The 15,456-nt window shown below is 65.2% G+C and carries 12 protein-coding genes; 4 read left to right on the plus strand and 8 right to left on the minus strand.

What is annotated here, in order from left to right; genetic code table 11:
- Nucleotides 1-102: 102 nt before the first annotated feature.
- Nucleotides 103-1,446 (plus strand): HNH endonuclease, encoded by a 1,344-nt coding sequence (locus BH93_RS21045; RefSeq protein WP_197914450.1) that lies wholly within the window; start codon nt 103-105, stop codon nt 1,444-1,446.
- A 222-nt stretch (nt 1,447-1,668) separates the two neighbouring features.
- Entirely contained in the window at nt 1,669-3,072 is a 1,404-nt protein-coding gene (locus BH93_RS21050; protein ID WP_052065403.1) for a DEAD/DEAH box helicase, read from the plus strand.
- Between the two features lie 43 nt (nt 3,073-3,115).
- Here BH93_RS21050 and BH93_RS21055 read toward each other — a convergent pair whose 3' ends face one another.
- Nucleotides 3,116-4,396 carry an MFS transporter gene (locus tag BH93_RS21055; RefSeq protein WP_037176800.1) on the minus strand — a complete coding sequence of 427 codons (1,281 nt, stop codon included), beginning with the start codon at nt 4,394-4,396 and terminating at the stop codon, nt 3,116-3,118.
- A 24-nt stretch (nt 4,397-4,420) separates the two neighbouring features.
- On the opposite strand from BH93_RS21055, the gene BH93_RS21060 reads away from it, so the two are divergent.
- On the plus strand, nt 4,421-6,454 hold the full coding sequence (locus BH93_RS21060; RefSeq protein ID WP_197914452.1) for an ABC transporter ATP-binding protein: 2,034 nt from the start codon (nt 4,421-4,423) through the stop codon (nt 6,452-6,454).
- Nucleotides 6,451-7,188 carry an energy-coupling factor transporter transmembrane component T family protein gene (locus BH93_RS21065; RefSeq protein WP_037175487.1) on the plus strand — a complete coding sequence of 246 codons (738 nt, stop codon included), beginning with the start codon at nt 6,451-6,453 and terminating at the stop codon, nt 7,186-7,188. Before BH93_RS21060 ends, BH93_RS21065 begins: the two co-directional genes overlap by 4 nt.
- Nucleotides 7,189-7,191: 3 nt before the next feature.
- Here the strand turns inward: BH93_RS21065 and BH93_RS21070 are convergent, their stop codons facing one another.
- The 7 genes from BH93_RS21070 to BH93_RS21100 form a co-directional block, all read right to left on the minus strand.
- Nucleotides 7,192-8,799 (minus strand): VWA domain-containing protein, encoded by a 1,608-nt coding sequence (locus BH93_RS21070; RefSeq protein ID WP_242459026.1) that lies wholly within the window; start codon nt 8,797-8,799, stop codon nt 7,192-7,194.
- A gap of 149 nt (nt 8,800-8,948) precedes the next feature.
- The gene (locus BH93_RS21075; RefSeq protein WP_197914454.1) at nt 8,949-10,604 is read right to left on the minus strand and encodes a substrate-binding domain-containing protein; all 1,656 of its coding nucleotides are present in this window, start codon (nt 10,602-10,604) and stop codon (nt 8,949-8,951) included.
- Between the two features lie 72 nt (nt 10,605-10,676).
- Entirely contained in the window at nt 10,677-11,108 is a 432-nt protein-coding gene (locus BH93_RS21080; protein ID WP_032377358.1) for a type II toxin-antitoxin system Rv0910 family toxin, read from the minus strand.
- 83 nt (nt 11,109-11,191) lie between these two features.
- Nucleotides 11,192-12,823 (minus strand): solute symporter family protein, encoded by a 1,632-nt coding sequence (locus BH93_RS21085; RefSeq protein WP_037175495.1) that lies wholly within the window; start codon nt 12,821-12,823, stop codon nt 11,192-11,194.
- Complete coding sequence (locus tag BH93_RS21090; protein WP_037176803.1) at nt 12,820-13,119, minus strand: DUF485 domain-containing protein; 300 nt, start codon at nt 13,117-13,119, stop codon at nt 12,820-12,822. Before BH93_RS21090 ends, BH93_RS21085 begins: the two co-directional genes overlap by 4 nt.
- A 264-nt stretch (nt 13,120-13,383) precedes the next feature.
- The gene (locus tag BH93_RS21095; RefSeq protein ID WP_032377360.1) at nt 13,384-15,126 is read right to left on the minus strand and encodes a sodium/solute symporter; all 1,743 of its coding nucleotides are present in this window, start codon (nt 15,124-15,126) and stop codon (nt 13,384-13,386) included.
- Nucleotides 15,127-15,132: 6 nt separating this feature from the next.
- Nucleotides 15,133-15,438, minus strand: coding sequence for a hypothetical protein (locus BH93_RS21100; RefSeq protein WP_230594602.1), 306 nt, complete (start codon nt 15,436-15,438; stop codon nt 15,133-15,135).
- Between the last annotated feature and the right edge of the window lie 18 nt (nt 15,439-15,456).

Raw genomic sequence — 15,456 nt, forward strand, 5'->3', positions numbered from 1 at the left:
CACAGCCAGTTCCGCGACCCCTTCTCAGTTTTGTGCACATATTGCGGAACCACAAAAACCTCCGTACTATCGAACATGCATTCGAGTACTGGGGAGGAACTCGTGGTCACAGTTGTACAAGATTCGCCGCTGACGTCCGATGAAGTGTTGCGTTTCGTTGCGCGCCTTCAAGCGTCCGATGTCGATGTCGACGCAGCAGCCGGCATCGATTTGATCTCCGCTCTCGAGACTGTCAAGTGCGTCAGTGTGGCAACGCAAGCCGTGGTGACCGATGCCGTCGCAACAGCCATCAGCACCGAGCGCAGGGAACTCGGTAAGCCGAAAGCTGAGTGGCGCAGTGGGATTGCGTCACAGATCGGTCTGGCCCGACGCGAATCACCGAACCGTGGGGGCACTCATCTGGGACTCGCTCGCGCGCTGGTACACGAAATGCCGCACACCCTTGCGCGCCTGAAAGCCGGCGAACTCAACGAATGGCGGGTCATGATTCTCGCTCGCGAGACCGCGTGCCTCACCGTCGACGATCGCCGCACCATCGACGAGCGACTGTGCGCAGACCCCGCCACCCTGGCCGGGGCAGGCGACCGCACCATCGAGGGTCGCGCCCGCGCACTTGCCAACGAGCTCGATGCCGCCTCCCAGGTGAAGCGACGCGCCAAGGCCTACGCAGCTCGGCGCACCAGCACCCGCCCGGCACCCGAATCGATGGGCTTCTTCACGGCGTTGACGTCGATGGAGAAGACAGTCTGCATGTGGGCCACGCTGCGACGAGACGCCGACACCATCATCAACGCCGGCGGCGACACACGCACCCGCGACCAGATCATGGCCGACCTGGTGTTCGAGCGAATCACCGGCGCATCCGCTGCTAAAGGACCGCCGGTGACCGTCGACATAGTCATCTCGGACTCGACCCTCCTCGCCGGTGGTGACACGTCCGCATATCTGCACGGCTACGGCGACATCCCGTCCGACGTCGCCCGGCAACTCATCCGAGACGCACTCGACAGTGAGACGCACATCGCATTACGACGCCTCTACGCCCATCCGAAATCCGGAGCACTGACGGCCGTGGAGTCCACATCGCGAGGTTTTCCCACTGCGTTGGGACGCCTCATCGATCTCCGAGATCGCACCTGCCGCACCCCATGGTGTGACGCGCCGATCCGACACCACGATCACATCAGGCCACACACCGCAGGTGGCAAAACCAGTGCCGAGAACGGCGCAGGCCTTTGTGCCGCATGCAATTACGCGAAAGAAGGGGAAGGCTGGACGGCCGAAGCGATACGAGACAAACGCAACGCGCGACATCGCTACAGGCTCATCTCACCCACGGGGCACACCTATGACTCGAGTGCCCCGCCCATGCCGGTGGTCGAGCTCTACAGCTCGCAGATCGAGAACGTGATGATCACCGGTCTCTTCGACGACGACGCTGCATGACGCGTCACCGCGGGAAGAGACCGAGCCCCAACTCGGTTACACTCGGTGACGACGCGCGTAGCTGCACGTCAGACGTCGTGGAATGCTCCCGAACCACCATGTGCACCCTGCACAGGCTTCTCTTACGGCGATCGAAACTGCCCACCGGCAGTCTCGCCACCTTGCATCTCGGCCCAAGGCCCGCAGGTGCAACACCCTGCCCGAAAGGCACTTTTCATCACTATGACGACCCCACAAACCTTTGCTGCACTCGGCGTACCCCAGGCCATCGCGGATGTACTCGCGAGCCAGGGCAAGACCGAAGCGTTCCCCATCCAGGCCGACACGCTCCCCGACACACTGCAGGGACGCGACGTACTCGGACGCGGAAAGACCGGCAGCGGAAAGACACTCGCATTCTCCATCCCGATGGTCGCGCGCCTCGCCGGGCAGCTTCCCGGCAACCGCAAGCCCGGCCGCCCGCGTGGCCTGATTCTCGCGCCGACGCGTGAGCTCGCCACCCAGATCGCCGTCGCGATCGAGCCCCTCGCCTCCGCATACTCGCTGAAGGTCACCACGATCTTCGGTGGTGTGTCGCAGGTTCGCCAGGTATCCGCACTCAAGGGCGGAGTCGACATCGTCGTCGCCTGCCCCGGCCGCCTCGAAGACCTGATGAAGCAGCGCCACCTCACTCTCGACGGCGTTCAGATCACCGTCCTCGACGAGGCCGACCACATGGCCGATCTGGGCTTCCTGCCCGTCGTCACCCGCATCCTCGCCGCCACCCCGGACAAGGGCCAGCGCATGCTGTTCTCGGCGACCCTGGACAACGGCGTCGACAAGCTGGTCAAGCGCTTCCTGCACAACCAGATCACGCATTCCGTCGACGAGGCCACCTCACACGTCGAGGCCATGACCCACAGCGTCTTCGAGGTCGACGGCGTCGAAGCCAAGAAGAAGCTCGTCCATCAGCTCGCCTCGGGTACCGGACGACGCATCCTGTTCATGCGCACCAAGCACCAGGCCCGCAAGCTGGCCAAGCAGCTCACCGACGCCGGAATCCCGTCCGTCGACCTGCACGGCAACCTCTCGCAGGCCGCACGCGACCGCAACCTCGCAGCCTTCTCCTCCGGCCAGGCCCGCGTTCTCGTCGCCACCGACGTCGCAGCCCGCGGTGTCCACGTCGACGACGTTCAGCTGGTCGTCCACGTCGATCCCCCGGCCGAGCACAAGGCGTACCTGCACCGCTCCGGCCGCACGGCACGCGCCGGAAGCGCCGGCGACGTCGTGACCGTCGTCCTGCCAGAGCAGCGCAAGGACACCGCAGTGCTGCTGCGCAAGGCCGACATCAAGGTCACCCCGATCCGTGTCACCGCCGACTCGCCCGCAGTGGCGAACCTCGTCGGCGAGCAGGCCCGCTACGTCGAGCCTGCACCGCGAGTCGAGCAGGCCCCGGCCCGCACCGGAGCCCCGCGCAACAACAACGCGCGACGCGGCGGCCCGGCCCGTTCGGGTGGTCAGCCGCGCAGTGGCGGTCAGCCCCGCAGCGGTGGTCAGCCCCGCAGCGGTGGCGGTCAGCCCCGTAGCGGTGGCGGCGGCCACAGCCGTCGTGCAGCAGGACCGGCCACGAGCCAGCGCAGCCGCTGATCTGAGCACGTAAGAATCTCAGCCTGAGCGCGGAAAGCCCTTTTTACGAGGGCTTTCCGCGCTTTCCTGTTCTCACGCTCACCACTGCAGCAACCGCACAGAGGCCGGCCGCACCGAACCACGCCATCGTGTACGCGCCGGTGGCGTCTCGCACGACGCCTGCGACGACCGATGCGATACCGGCACCGATCTGGTGTGAGGCGAACACCCAGCCGAACACCAGTGAGCCTCGATCGCCGAAGACTTCTCGACACAGCGCAATCGTGGGCGGAACCGTTGCCACCCAATCCAATCCGTAGATCACCACGAAGATGACGATCGACGGCTGGATGGTCGCGGACAGCAACCACGGCAGGAACAGCAGCGATACGCCACGAAATCCGTAGTACGCCGCCAGTAGGTAGCGCGGGTCGACGCGGTCGGTGAGCCACCCCGATCCGATCGTCCCGACGATGTCGAAGATTCCCACCACCGCCAGCAGTCCCGCTGCGGTGGTTTCGTGCATTCCATGGTCGTGTGCGGATGGGATGAAGTGAGTTCCGATGAGCCCGTTAGTCGTCGCGCCACAGATCGCGAAACCCAGAACCAGAGCCCAGAACGTACGAACGCGGCTCGCATCACGCAACGCCTGTATCGCGGCCCTGGCAGGGTTCACTGTCGAGTCCGCAACCACCGCCGTGTAGCCCTCCGGCGCTCCGTACGGTGTCACTCCGATGTCGGCAGGCATGTTTCGCAGCCACCGCAGCACGAACGGGACCACGATCAGCGAGCCCCCCGCGATGAGGAACGACGCGGCCCGCCAACCGGACCTGTCGACGAGTTGTGCGATCACGGGCAGGAAGATCAGCTGCCCCGTCGCGCTGCCGGCGGTCAAGATGCCCGACACGAGGCCACGACGCCGCACGAACCACCGGTTGGTCACCACCGCCGCGAAGACCAGAGCCATCGATCCGGTGCCGAGACCGATCATGACGCCCCAGGTCAACACCAACTGCCAGGCCTCGGTGACGAAGACACTGAGAGCGCTGCCTGCCGCGACGATCGTCAACGCAATCGACGTCACCGCCCGGATTCCGAAGCGGTCCATCAGGGCTGCGGCGAACGGAGCCGTCAGGCCGAAGAGCACAAGATTGACGCCCACCGCCAGCGACAGCATCGACCGCGGCCAACCGAACTCCTCCTGCAACGGCACCATCAACACGCTCGGTGCCGCCCGGAAGCCCGCTGCACCGACAAGCGCGAGGAATGCCACGGCCGCGACGATCCACGCCGGATGAATCCGCCTGCGGGTCCCGATCTCGGAAGTCACCCAGACAGTGTGCATCAGCTGAGCTGGCACACTGGAGCGGTGACCGTCAGTTCTCCTCGCACTCCGAAGTCAGGGCCCCTCGGTCCTCAGGAATTGGCAACCGCCGCGGTCATGAGCAGCTTCACTGTCGCGTTGACGGTGATCGGTGTGCTCGTGCCCATGGCAACAATTCTTCAGGTCGTCGCGGCCATTCCCATGTCGGTGGTCGCGCTTCGATATCGGACGCGCGCGCTTCTCACCGCTGCGGTAGCAGGCACCCTCGTCGGATTCGTCGCCGCCGGTACTCAGACGGCCCTCACCGTGGCCAGCGCCGCGCTGTTGGGCGGCCTGGTCGGGCGGGCGAAGCGCAAGAAGCAAGGACTGTTCGGCGTACTGGTCACCTCGATGGTCGTCGGGCCTGCGCTCGGGGCACTGACGGTGTTGCTGCTCCTGATCCTCGTTCCGCTACGCACGTTGTTCCTCGACACCCTCCGCAACACCCTGGAAGGAGTGTCCAGGTTGCTCGAGCGCACGTCGGCCTTGCAAGGTGCCGCCGATGTGCTCCGCAGCAGCTCCACCGCGGTGCTCGACAACTGGTGGTGGTGGGTCGGCGGTTCGATCGCGTTCGGGATCGTCACCGGAACGCTGTTCGCCTGGCTGATCCTCACCGCCATCCTCGACCGTCTCTCCACCATCCCCACTCCCGAGGCACTGGTCTCGAGCACGGACGACGAGGAGATCGGACCACTGCCGGTCACCCTCACCTCGGTCGGATATCGGTACCCGGGAAGCGCCACGGCTGCGCTGACCGGAGTCGAGCTCCACATCGGACAGGGTGAATTTGTCGCGATCGTCGGCCACAACGGCTCCGGAAAATCGACACTGACGAGGATCCTCGCCGGCCTGGAACCGTCGGAAGGCACCGTGAACAGGCCCGGCGCAACCGGACTCGGTCGGTACGGTGGCACCGCAATGGTTCTGCAGCGACCCGAGAGCCAGATCCTCGGCACTCGCGTCGCCGACGACGTGGTGTGGGGACTGCCGCCCGGCAACTCCCGTCCCGACGTCGACGCCCTGCTCGACGAGGTGGGTCTCGGCGGCATGGGTGACCGCGACACCGCATCCCTGTCCGGCGGCGAGATGCAGCGCCTGGCCGTGGCCGCGGCCCTGGCCCGCCGTCCCGCCCTGCTCATTGCCGATGAGGCAACCGCCATGATCGACGCTGCCGGCCGCGAGCATCTGGTCTCGCTCCTCGCCGAACTACCTCGCAGACACGGCATGTCGGTCGTGCTCGTCACCCACCATGTCTCCGAAACCGTTGCCGCAGATCGCGTCGTACATCTGCACGAGGGGTATCAGGTACAGCACGACTCGGGGTGGATGCAACCGAATACTGCAAATGCTGCTGTACTGCACGACAATTCGAGCCAACGCCTGCTCGAAGTAGCCGACGTTCGGCACACCTACAACCGTCGCACTCCCTGGGCGCAGGCCGCACTGAACGGGGTCGATATCACCGTCAAGCGTGGTGAAGGAGTTCTCGTTCTCGGCGGAAACGGCTCGGGTAAGTCCACTCTCGCCTGGATCATGGCCGGACTCACCGGCCCGACAAAGGGCACCGCACAGCTCGACGGCAAGGCCATGACCACCCGGGTGGGCGACGTCGGACTGGCATTCCAGCATTCCCGCCTACAGTTGCAGCGCCGCACCGTCTCCGAGGACATCGCCGCGGCAGCCGGGCCCGAAACCGGTTCTGCCACAGTCTCGGCCGCCATGGATGCGGTCGGCCTCGACAGGTCCCTTGCTGCCCGCGAGATCGATTCGCTCAGCGGTGGTCAGATGCGACGCGTCGTGCTGGCCGGGCTCATTGCGCGTCGGCCTCGCGTGCTGGTTCTCGACGAGCCTCTGGCCGGACTCGATCCACCCGGCCGCGACGACATCATCGGCGTTCTCGCCGGACTACGTGAACGCGGCGTCGGGATCGTCGTCATCTCACACGATGCGGACGGCATGGACACCGTCTGCAGCCGCACCATCACGATGTCCGACGGCCACATCGTCTCCGACTCGATCCTGGGGAGTGTGCTCTCGTGACCACCGTCGTACTGCGTCAGGTCCCCCGACTCTCGCCGATCCATCGGCTGTGGGCCGGCACCAAACTCGTCGTCGTCCTGCTCCTCAGTGTCACTCTCGTGGTGGCACCGACGTGGCCCGCGCTCGGAATCGTGTTCGGACTGTTGGTGATCGCCGCTATCGTTGCGCACGTTCCGATCACGGCGCTGCCGCGTCCACCGTGGTGGATCTGGGCATTGTTCGGCGTCGGAGCCTTGATCAATCTGCCGATCGGCAGCGCAGCAGTGCTGGTGTACCTGCGCGCGACGCTCTTCGTCTTCGTGCTGCTCGGTGCCTCGATGATGATCGGCTGGACCACCTCGATGAGTGACATAGCCCCGGCCGTCTCGAAACTCGGCGCACCCCTGAAGAAGCTGAAACTGCCGGTCGACGAGTGGGCGATCGCCGTGGCGTTGAGCCTGCGATCGCTTCCGCTGTTGATCGAAGAGATGCGAACCCTCAACGCGGCCCGACGCCTTCGCCCCAAGCCCGTTGTCAACAGTGCCTCGGACAATTCGCTGGTCGACATCGTCACGACGGTCATGTCGGTGGCCATCCGACGGGCCGACGAGATGGGTACGGCCATCACCGCGCGCGGCGGCACCGGGATGATCACCGCCACCGACTCTCGCTTCAAGGCCTCGGACGCGCTGACACTGGCCGTGGTGACAGTGGCCTGCGCCGCAGCCATCGCCATCAGCTTCCTGTGGGGCTGAAGGCTATTCGCCCGCGAGGCGCTCGGTGCGAGAGTTCAACGCCTTCACGAACACATCGGGGATGTCTCGCGGATCCTCGGCGATGTAGCTCGTACCACCCGTGACCGCTGAAATCTGTTGCAGTGCAACGGGGTCTGCATCGCTGGTGACGCCTACCGTGATGATAACGATGGGGCGCACCGGATCCTGTTCCTTCTGCAACGTGTCGAGCAACTGGTCGAGACCGATGCTGCCCTCGTCGTCGTTGGACCCGTCGGTCAAGATGATGACGCTGTTGACGTAGTTCGGGTCGTAGCCCTCCTTGACCCGGCGGAATGCGGCCAGAGTGGTGTCGTACAGCCCGGTTCCGCCTCCGACCAGAGCAGGTAGACCACGAATGGAGTCGAGGATCGCCTGGCGCTGCGGCTTACCGTCGACCGTGTTGCTCACCGGACCGAGCGGCACCAGTTCTCGATAATCCTGTTTCCCACCACCGAGTCCGATCGAGAAAGCCCACAGACCCATCTGGGTCTGGTCACTGAACAGATCGTTGGCACCGACCGATGCATCGACAGTCAACGCGATACGAGTCGAGTCACCCGATTTCGCGGCCATCGAACCGGAGACGTCCTCGACGACGAGGGTGCGCAACGGCAGCGCGAGTACGGCCCAATCTCGCAGTGTCGTCTCGATGGACAGGGGGTTCTTGATCTCCAGCGAGGCAACGGATCCGACACCCTTGCCGTCGGGCAGTGGGGTGCCGCTCGCGGTACGGAAGCCGGCCGCGACAAGCGTGTCGGTGGCCGACTGGGTGGCCAGGACCGAGGCCAATGCCGCTCCGGCTTCCTTGACACGGTCGTAGTCGGGCCCGGCCGGAGCGGTCACCGCCAACGGATAGTTGAGGAAGTAGCTGCCGGTCGGCGGAACCGACTCGGTGAGCGCCGCGCCCGGGTTGTCCGCCTCGTAGGCGAGCAACGCCTGTTCGGTAGCCACGCTGGTGCCACCCTCGGCGGCCACCTGGGCCACGAGATCCGGGGTGTCGTGGGGCGCGTCGGCAATCCGTCCGAAGTCCTGCGCCATGGGTACCAACGCTGCGGACACGGCCTTGGCATCCGAGATCGCGACCTCGGATTCGGCAAGCGCGCCGAGAATGGCCGCGTTCGACGCACTGCTGGTGAGAGGATCACCGATGCGTTGCCCGGGAAGTTGCAACACGCTGAGCCACGTATCGGTGACCGGCACCGCATCGGATTTCGACACCAGAACGGGCAGCGTGTTCGCGACGGACGTCTTGGCCAGCTCGGGCAGAGCACCGGTCGAGCGCAGGGTCTTGAGCAGCCACAGCGTCGAATCCGGGATCCACAGGTCCGGGCGGTTCTCGGTGCCCGCGATCTCCGTCGCGGTGTCGGTGGGACGCTCGGAGCGGACATCGAAGTTCACGCACCCACGATCGAACTCGTCGGCCCGAGAGACGATCTGCTGCACCGGCTCGGCGATGGAGGCGTCAACCGCGAGCGAGACGGTGTCGAGGGAATCGCAGGAATCCGCACCGGATGCACGGACGGCCTGGACGCCGAACCAGCCGCCCGCCGCGACCACGACTACCGCGAGCGCAGCTGCGCCCCAGGTCACGACAGGACTGAACCTACGACTGCTGCCGCTGTGACGTCCCGACATCGACTTCGCCCCCTACTTCGACCCCCGACACGCCTCTGCGCCACGGTTACTCCGCACTACCCCAGGTGACGGAGAGCACGCGGCGCACAGCATAGCCGCTCCCGTCACCGACCGGAACGGCTCCTCAGCGCATTCACGAAGACATTCGGGATTTCGGCCGGATTTCGCGCAACGAAGCTCGAACCACCGGTAGCAGCCGAAATTTGCTGCAGCACACCGGCATCGGCGTCGTCGGTGATGCCGATGGTGACGATGACGACCGGCTTGGACGGGTCCTGCTCGGCGCGCAGAGTCGACAACAGCTCGTCGAGCGAGATGCTGTCCGGATCCTCGTTGGTGCCGTCGGTGAGGATGATGACACTGTTCACGGCATCGGGGTCGTATCCCTCCTGCACGGTACGGAACGCTGCCAACGTGGTGTCGTAGAGGCCAGTACCGCCCCCGACCAGCGAAGGAAGGGTTCGAGTCTGCTGCAGCAGCACCTCGCGCTGAGTGGTGTTGCCGACCTTCTCGTCCATGCGCCGGATCGGTGCCAGCTCTTTGTAGTCCTGGCTGCCGCCGCCGAGTCCGATCGAAAATGCCCACAATCCCATCGACGCGTTGTCGGGGAACAGGCGATTGCCGGTCTCGCTGGCCTGCACCGTCATGGCGATGCGCGTGTTCGCACCGGCGCTGTAGTTCATCGATCCGGAGACGTCTTCCATCACCAATGCCCGCGAGGGAAGCGCCAGCACCTGATACTGCTTCAGCGTCGACTCGGCGGCCTGCTGATCGGCAATCGTCAGGGGCGTCACCTCCCCGATCCCACGATCGGAATCCAACACTGCATTGTCCGCGGAGCGCAGGGGTGCATTGTCCGCGGAGCGGAACCCGTCCTCGGACAACGCCTGTTGGCCTTGCTCGGATTCGATGGCCGCCGCCAGAGCCGTGCCGACGGACTTCGCGGCCTCGTGTCGGTCGCCTGCAGGCTCGGTCACGGCCAACGGAAAGTTCAGGAAGATGCTGCCCGTCGGCGGTACCGTCGCACCGAGATTGTTGTCGTTGTCGATCTGGTACTGCAGGAAGGTCTGCTCCGAGACCACGGCAACTCCGCCGTCGGCGACCACGTCGTCCAGACGAGCATTCGGATCGGCCTCACCGCGGGTCGCGGCCTGAGCCTGTGCGATGGGCACGAGCGCCGCCGAGACCGAGTCGAGGGCCTTCTCGTCCGATCCGGCCTCGGCCACCGCGCCCAGGATCGCCGCGTCGGACATGGTGTTGGTCAACGGGTTTCCGATACGCAGGCCTTCGAGTTTCAAGGCAGTGAGCCACGTGTCGAAGAAAGGCACCTCGTCCTTGCGGGCAGCGAGCACCGCCGGGGTACTGGCCACCGACTGACTCGCGAGGTCGATCAGCGACGCGGTGGACCGGACGGTCTTGCCGACCCACAGCGACGAATCCGGAATCCAGAGAGAGGGAACATCGGCACCCTTGGCCACCGCGGCCGAGACCTGACCCGATTCGCTCGCGGTCACGTCGATCCGAGCGCACTCCAGATCCTCTGCGGACGTGCCGTCGACGATCTTCTGCAGCACCGGCGCGATCGCGGGGTCCGCGGCCAACGAGTAGGACGCGGGGTCGCCGCATTCGGAACCGAAGGCCTTCTGTGCAACGACCACGCCGCCTGCGACCACGACGAGGAGGGCAACGGCAATCACGCCGTACTTCACCAGTCCCCTACTGCTCGTCGTGGACGACGAAGCACTGTGCCTACCGGGCATGACATGACCTCTCCGTAGCGAGCGAGAGGGAGAAGATCGTCCGCCCCGCCGTTCGGTTCGCCAGATACTACGTCAGGCGTAGATCTTGACGAACGTCTTCAACGAGTTCTCGATGTCGCCCTTGAGTGCACGGGCCACGCCGGAACCGATCGGACCGAACAGCGGTGCGCCGCCCAGATTGATGTCGATGGTGATCTCGGAACCGTCGCCCTTGGATTTCACGGACATGTTCAATCCGATCTTGACACCGCCCTTGCCGTTGCCCTTGAGCTCGAGCTTCTTGGGTGGATCGTAGGACTCGATCTTCCAGGACACCCGGTTGCGCATACCCTTCACGCTGGCGATCGAGTCGAGGGTGGTGCCGACGGCAAGCTGCTCGGGCAGCTCCCCCCGCCACGCCTCGTGGATGGAGAGCCACTGCTCGTACCCGGACAGATCGGACGCGTGCTCCCACGTCTGCTCGGGGGTCAGTGGGACGTCGAGGGAAACCTTCAGCTTGGCCACAGCAGGGATGGTAACCGCTGAACGAGAAGTGCCCGTGTGAGGCCTTGCTCACACGGGCACTTCTCGACGCGTCTACAGGTGTACTAGTGCGCGCTGGCCTTCTCCGCACCGATGCCGGTGAGGGAGCGAACCTCCATTTCGGCCTGCTTGTCGGTGTTCTCGGTGTCCTTCGAGATCAGTGTTCCGACGATGCCGAGGATGAATGCCAGCGGGATCGACACGATGCCCGGGTTGGAGAGCGGGAACCAGGCGAAGTCCGAGCCGGGAATCATCGACGTCGGCGATCCGGAGACGGCCGGGGAGAAGACGATCAGCACGATCGTCGAGATCAGGCCTCCGTACATGCTGAACAGTGCGCCGGTGGTGGTGAAGCGACGCCAGAACAGCGAGTACAGGATGGTCGGCAGGTTCGCGGCCGCCGCGACGGCGAACGCGAGTGCCACCAGGAAGGCGATGTTCTGCCCGTTGGCGAGGATGCCGAGGCCGATGGCCAGGATGCCGATGACGACGGCCGTGATGCGCGAGACCTTGACCTGCTTCTTGTCGTCGACCTTGCCCTTCTTGATGACGCTCGCATAGATGTCGTGAGCGAACGACGCCGACGCGGTGATCGTCAGACCGGCGACCACGGCGAGGATGGTCGCGAAGGCGACCGCCGAGATGACGCCGAGCAGAATGACGCCGCCGAGCTCGAACGCCAACAGCGGAGCCGCGGAGTTCTGACCGCCGGCCGAGGCCAGGATGCGGTCGGGTCCGACGATCGCCGCGGCGCCGTAGCCGAGCACCAGGGTGAACAGGTAGAACGCACCGATGAGCGCGATGGCCCACACGACGCTGCGACGAGCTTCCTTGGCGGTGGGCACCGTGTAGAAGCGCATCAGCACGTGCGGCAGACCTGCAGTGCCGAGCACGAGTGCGATACCGAGCGAGAGGAAGTTGATCTTGGAGGTGGCACTGCCGCCGTACTGAGCACCGGGCTCGATGACATCGCGCGCTGCGACGGCGTCGCTGGCCGACGAGGACACCATGGCCTGTGCGCTACCGAGCAGCTCGGAGAAGTTCAGGCCGAACTTGGCAAGCACGAGCACGGTCATGAATGCGGCACCGGCGATGAGCAGAACGGCCTTGATGATCTGCACCCAGGTGGTGCCCTTCATGCCGCCGATGAGGACGTACGCGATCATCAGCACACCGACGATGGCGATGACGATGGACTGCCCGGTGCGGTCGGAGATGTCGAGCAACAGTGCGACGAGTCCGCCGGCACCTGCCATCTGGGCGAGCAGGTAGAACAGCGAGACGGTCAGGGTGGACAACGCGGCCGCGGTGCGGACCGGGCCTTGCTTCAGCCGGAAGCTCAGCACGTCTGCCATGGTGAATTTGCCGGTGTTCCTGAGCAACTCGGCAACCAGAAGCAGGGCGACGAGCCAGGCGACGAGGAAGCCGATGGAGTACAGGAAGCCGTCGTAGCCGTAGACCGCGATGGCACCGGCGATACCGAGAAAGCTTGCCGCCGAGAGGTAGTCGCCGGCGATGGCGACGCCGTTCTGCGGCCCGGAGAATCCGCCACCTGCGGTGAAGAACTCCGCAGAGGTCGCGTTCTTCTTCGATGCGCGAATGACGACGGCCATCGTGATGATGACGAACGCGCCGAAGATCGCGATGTTGACGAGTGGTTCGCCGACGGTGGTGCTTGCTGCTTGCGCGAGGATCATCGCTTCGCTCCCTGGGAGGCTTCCATCTCGGCGCGCAAGGCTGCGGCGCGAGGATCGAGTTCACGGTTGGCGAACTTCACGTAGATGCCGGTGATGGCGAACGTCGTGACGAACTGGCCGAGGCCGAGCAGTAGGCCGACATTGATGTTGCCCCACACCTTGGTCGACATGAAGTCGACGGCGTAAGTGCTCAGCAGCACGTAGATGACGTACCAGACCAGGAAGAACCCGGCCATCGGGAACACGAAGCTACGCAGGCGACGTCGGAGTTCCTGGAACTCGGGACTGGCCTGCATGTCGACGAACGCTTGCGCGTCCGGTGGCGAATTGGTTTCCGGTGCGGTCACCTTGGACTCCTGAAGTAGATGTGAGCTCTAGCTGAGTCGGAACAGTAATGAGAGTCAGGTCACAAAATCAGGAGGTGGCATCGATCACACGGCGGGCTGCGGGAGTGTGCGACGAGCGGTCGAGAATGGCAGATGAGCGGCGGCGGCGGGAGTGGAGCCTGCGGAATGACCCAACGAGTGGAGTGGAGCCTGCGGAACGACCAGAAGACGCAGTTACAGTTCGCGCTCTCGGTCTTTGCCCATGTCGAGGCCCTCGGGCAGGTGCAGTCGGGCGAAGATACGGGAGATGTCCGACGGCACCGTTTTTCGGGTGGCGAGGCTGACGACGATCATCGCGGCGAAGGCGACGGGAACGCTGACTGCGGCCGGGTAGCCGAGTATCGCTGCCGCCCAACCGCCGAGGACGCCGTCGGAGATGGGGGTGACGACGGAGATCGACGCGGCCACGAGGGAGATCCCACCGCCGAGGAACAGCCCGGTTGCTGCTCCTGCTGCAGTCAGTCCGCGCCACCAGATTCCGAGTACGAGCAATGGGCACAGGGTGGACGCCGCGACTGCGAACACGAGCCCGACGGTGCGTGAGAGGTCGAGTGAGACAACGCCGATCGACAGGGCGAGCGGTACAGCGCCGGCGAGTATCGCGGCGACGCGGAAGTCTCGCACTTTGCCCGAGAGCACATCGGTACTCAACACTCCGGCGATGCTGACCAGCAGACCGGACGAGGTCGAGAGGAACGCCGCAATGGCACCGGCGGCCACGAGAGCGGCGAGCAGCTGCCCTGGAATTCCGGACAGCACGGAGCCGGGCAACAGCAGTACCGCGGCGTCCGATGCCCCGGTGATGAGCAGTTGCGGTACGTACAGGCGAGCGAAGACGCCGAGCACCGTCGGGAACAGGTAGAACATGCCGAGCAACGCCAGGACGGTCAACGAGGTGAGTCGCGCGGCTCGGCCGTCCGGGTTGGTGTAGAACCGCACCAGCACGTGCGGCAGTCCGAGGGTTCCGAGGAACGTGGCCAGGATCAGCGAATACACCTGATACAGCGGATGCGCGCCGCCCAGTCCCCCGCCGGGCATCGCCCATGCCCTGTCGGTGGTCGGCGCTCCCGCCACCACCGGGACGGGCGAGCCTGCGTCCAACGTGAGCACAGTGCCCGATCCCAGTTCGTGTTCGCCTGCCTCGAGACGCACTCGGCCGTCGACGCTCCCTCCATCGAGGGTGCCGGCCACGGATACGACGATCGGTGAGTCCACCTGTACGAGAACATCGGTGGTGATGTCGACCACGGTCTGCTCGGACACGGTCGGTGGGGCCGGGCTGCCGACGCTGCGGTCGTCCGAATAGAAGTGCACCGCCAACACCAGTGCCGGGATCGCGATCGCGGTGAGCTTGAGCCAGTACTGGAACGCCTGCACGAAGGTGATCGAGCGCATTCCGCCGCCGACGACGTTGGCGATGACGATGAGCCCGACAGCCAGGGCCCCGACCCAGCCCGGTACTCCGAGGAGGATGTTCAGGGTCAGGCCCGCGCCCTGGAACTGCGGCACCAGATACAGCGCGCAGATGACCACCACCACCAACATGGCCACGGTGCGCAACCATGGTGCACCGAGCCGGAACTCGACGAAATCCGGCACCGTGTACGCGCCACTCCGGCGCAGGGGCGCGGCGACGAACAGCAGTAGACCCAGGTAACCCGCGGTGAAGCCCACGGGATACCACAGCGCATCGGCACCGTATTTGGCTATGAGACCGGCGACACCGAGAAACGATGCAGCAGAAAGATATTCACCACTGATGGCCGCGGCGTTCCACCGCGGCCCGACCGAACGCGAGGCCACCAGAAAGTCCGAGGTGGTGCGGGCCAACCGAACTCCGTAGACGCCGATGCCCACGGTGGCCGCAGCTGCCAGGAGCAGCGCGATCACCGTTGCGACGGGAATGGACTGGTTCACCGACGCCTAGTCCTCGACCAGACCGACGAACTCCGTCTCGTTGCGCTCGGCCCGGCGCACGTACGCCCAGCCGACCCCGAAGAGCAGCGGATAGATTGCCACCCCCAGCACCAACCACGGCAACCCGATACCCAGCAGGGCGACATCGGTGAAACGCTCGAGCAGCAAGCCCGACAACGGGATTGCGAACAGTATCGACAGCGTCATCACCGCCAACCGCACCGACAGCAGCAGTTGGGCACGGACGAGACTACGAACCAAGGCGTCGCCCACCTCGGTTTGCTCCTGCACTTCGACGCGGGTGCGCACCATCCGTGCTCCGCGACGTTG

The sequence above is a fragment of the Rhodococcoides fascians A25f genome (assembly GCF_000760935.2).
Lineage (GTDB): Bacteria > Actinomycetota > Actinomycetes > Mycobacteriales > Mycobacteriaceae > Rhodococcoides.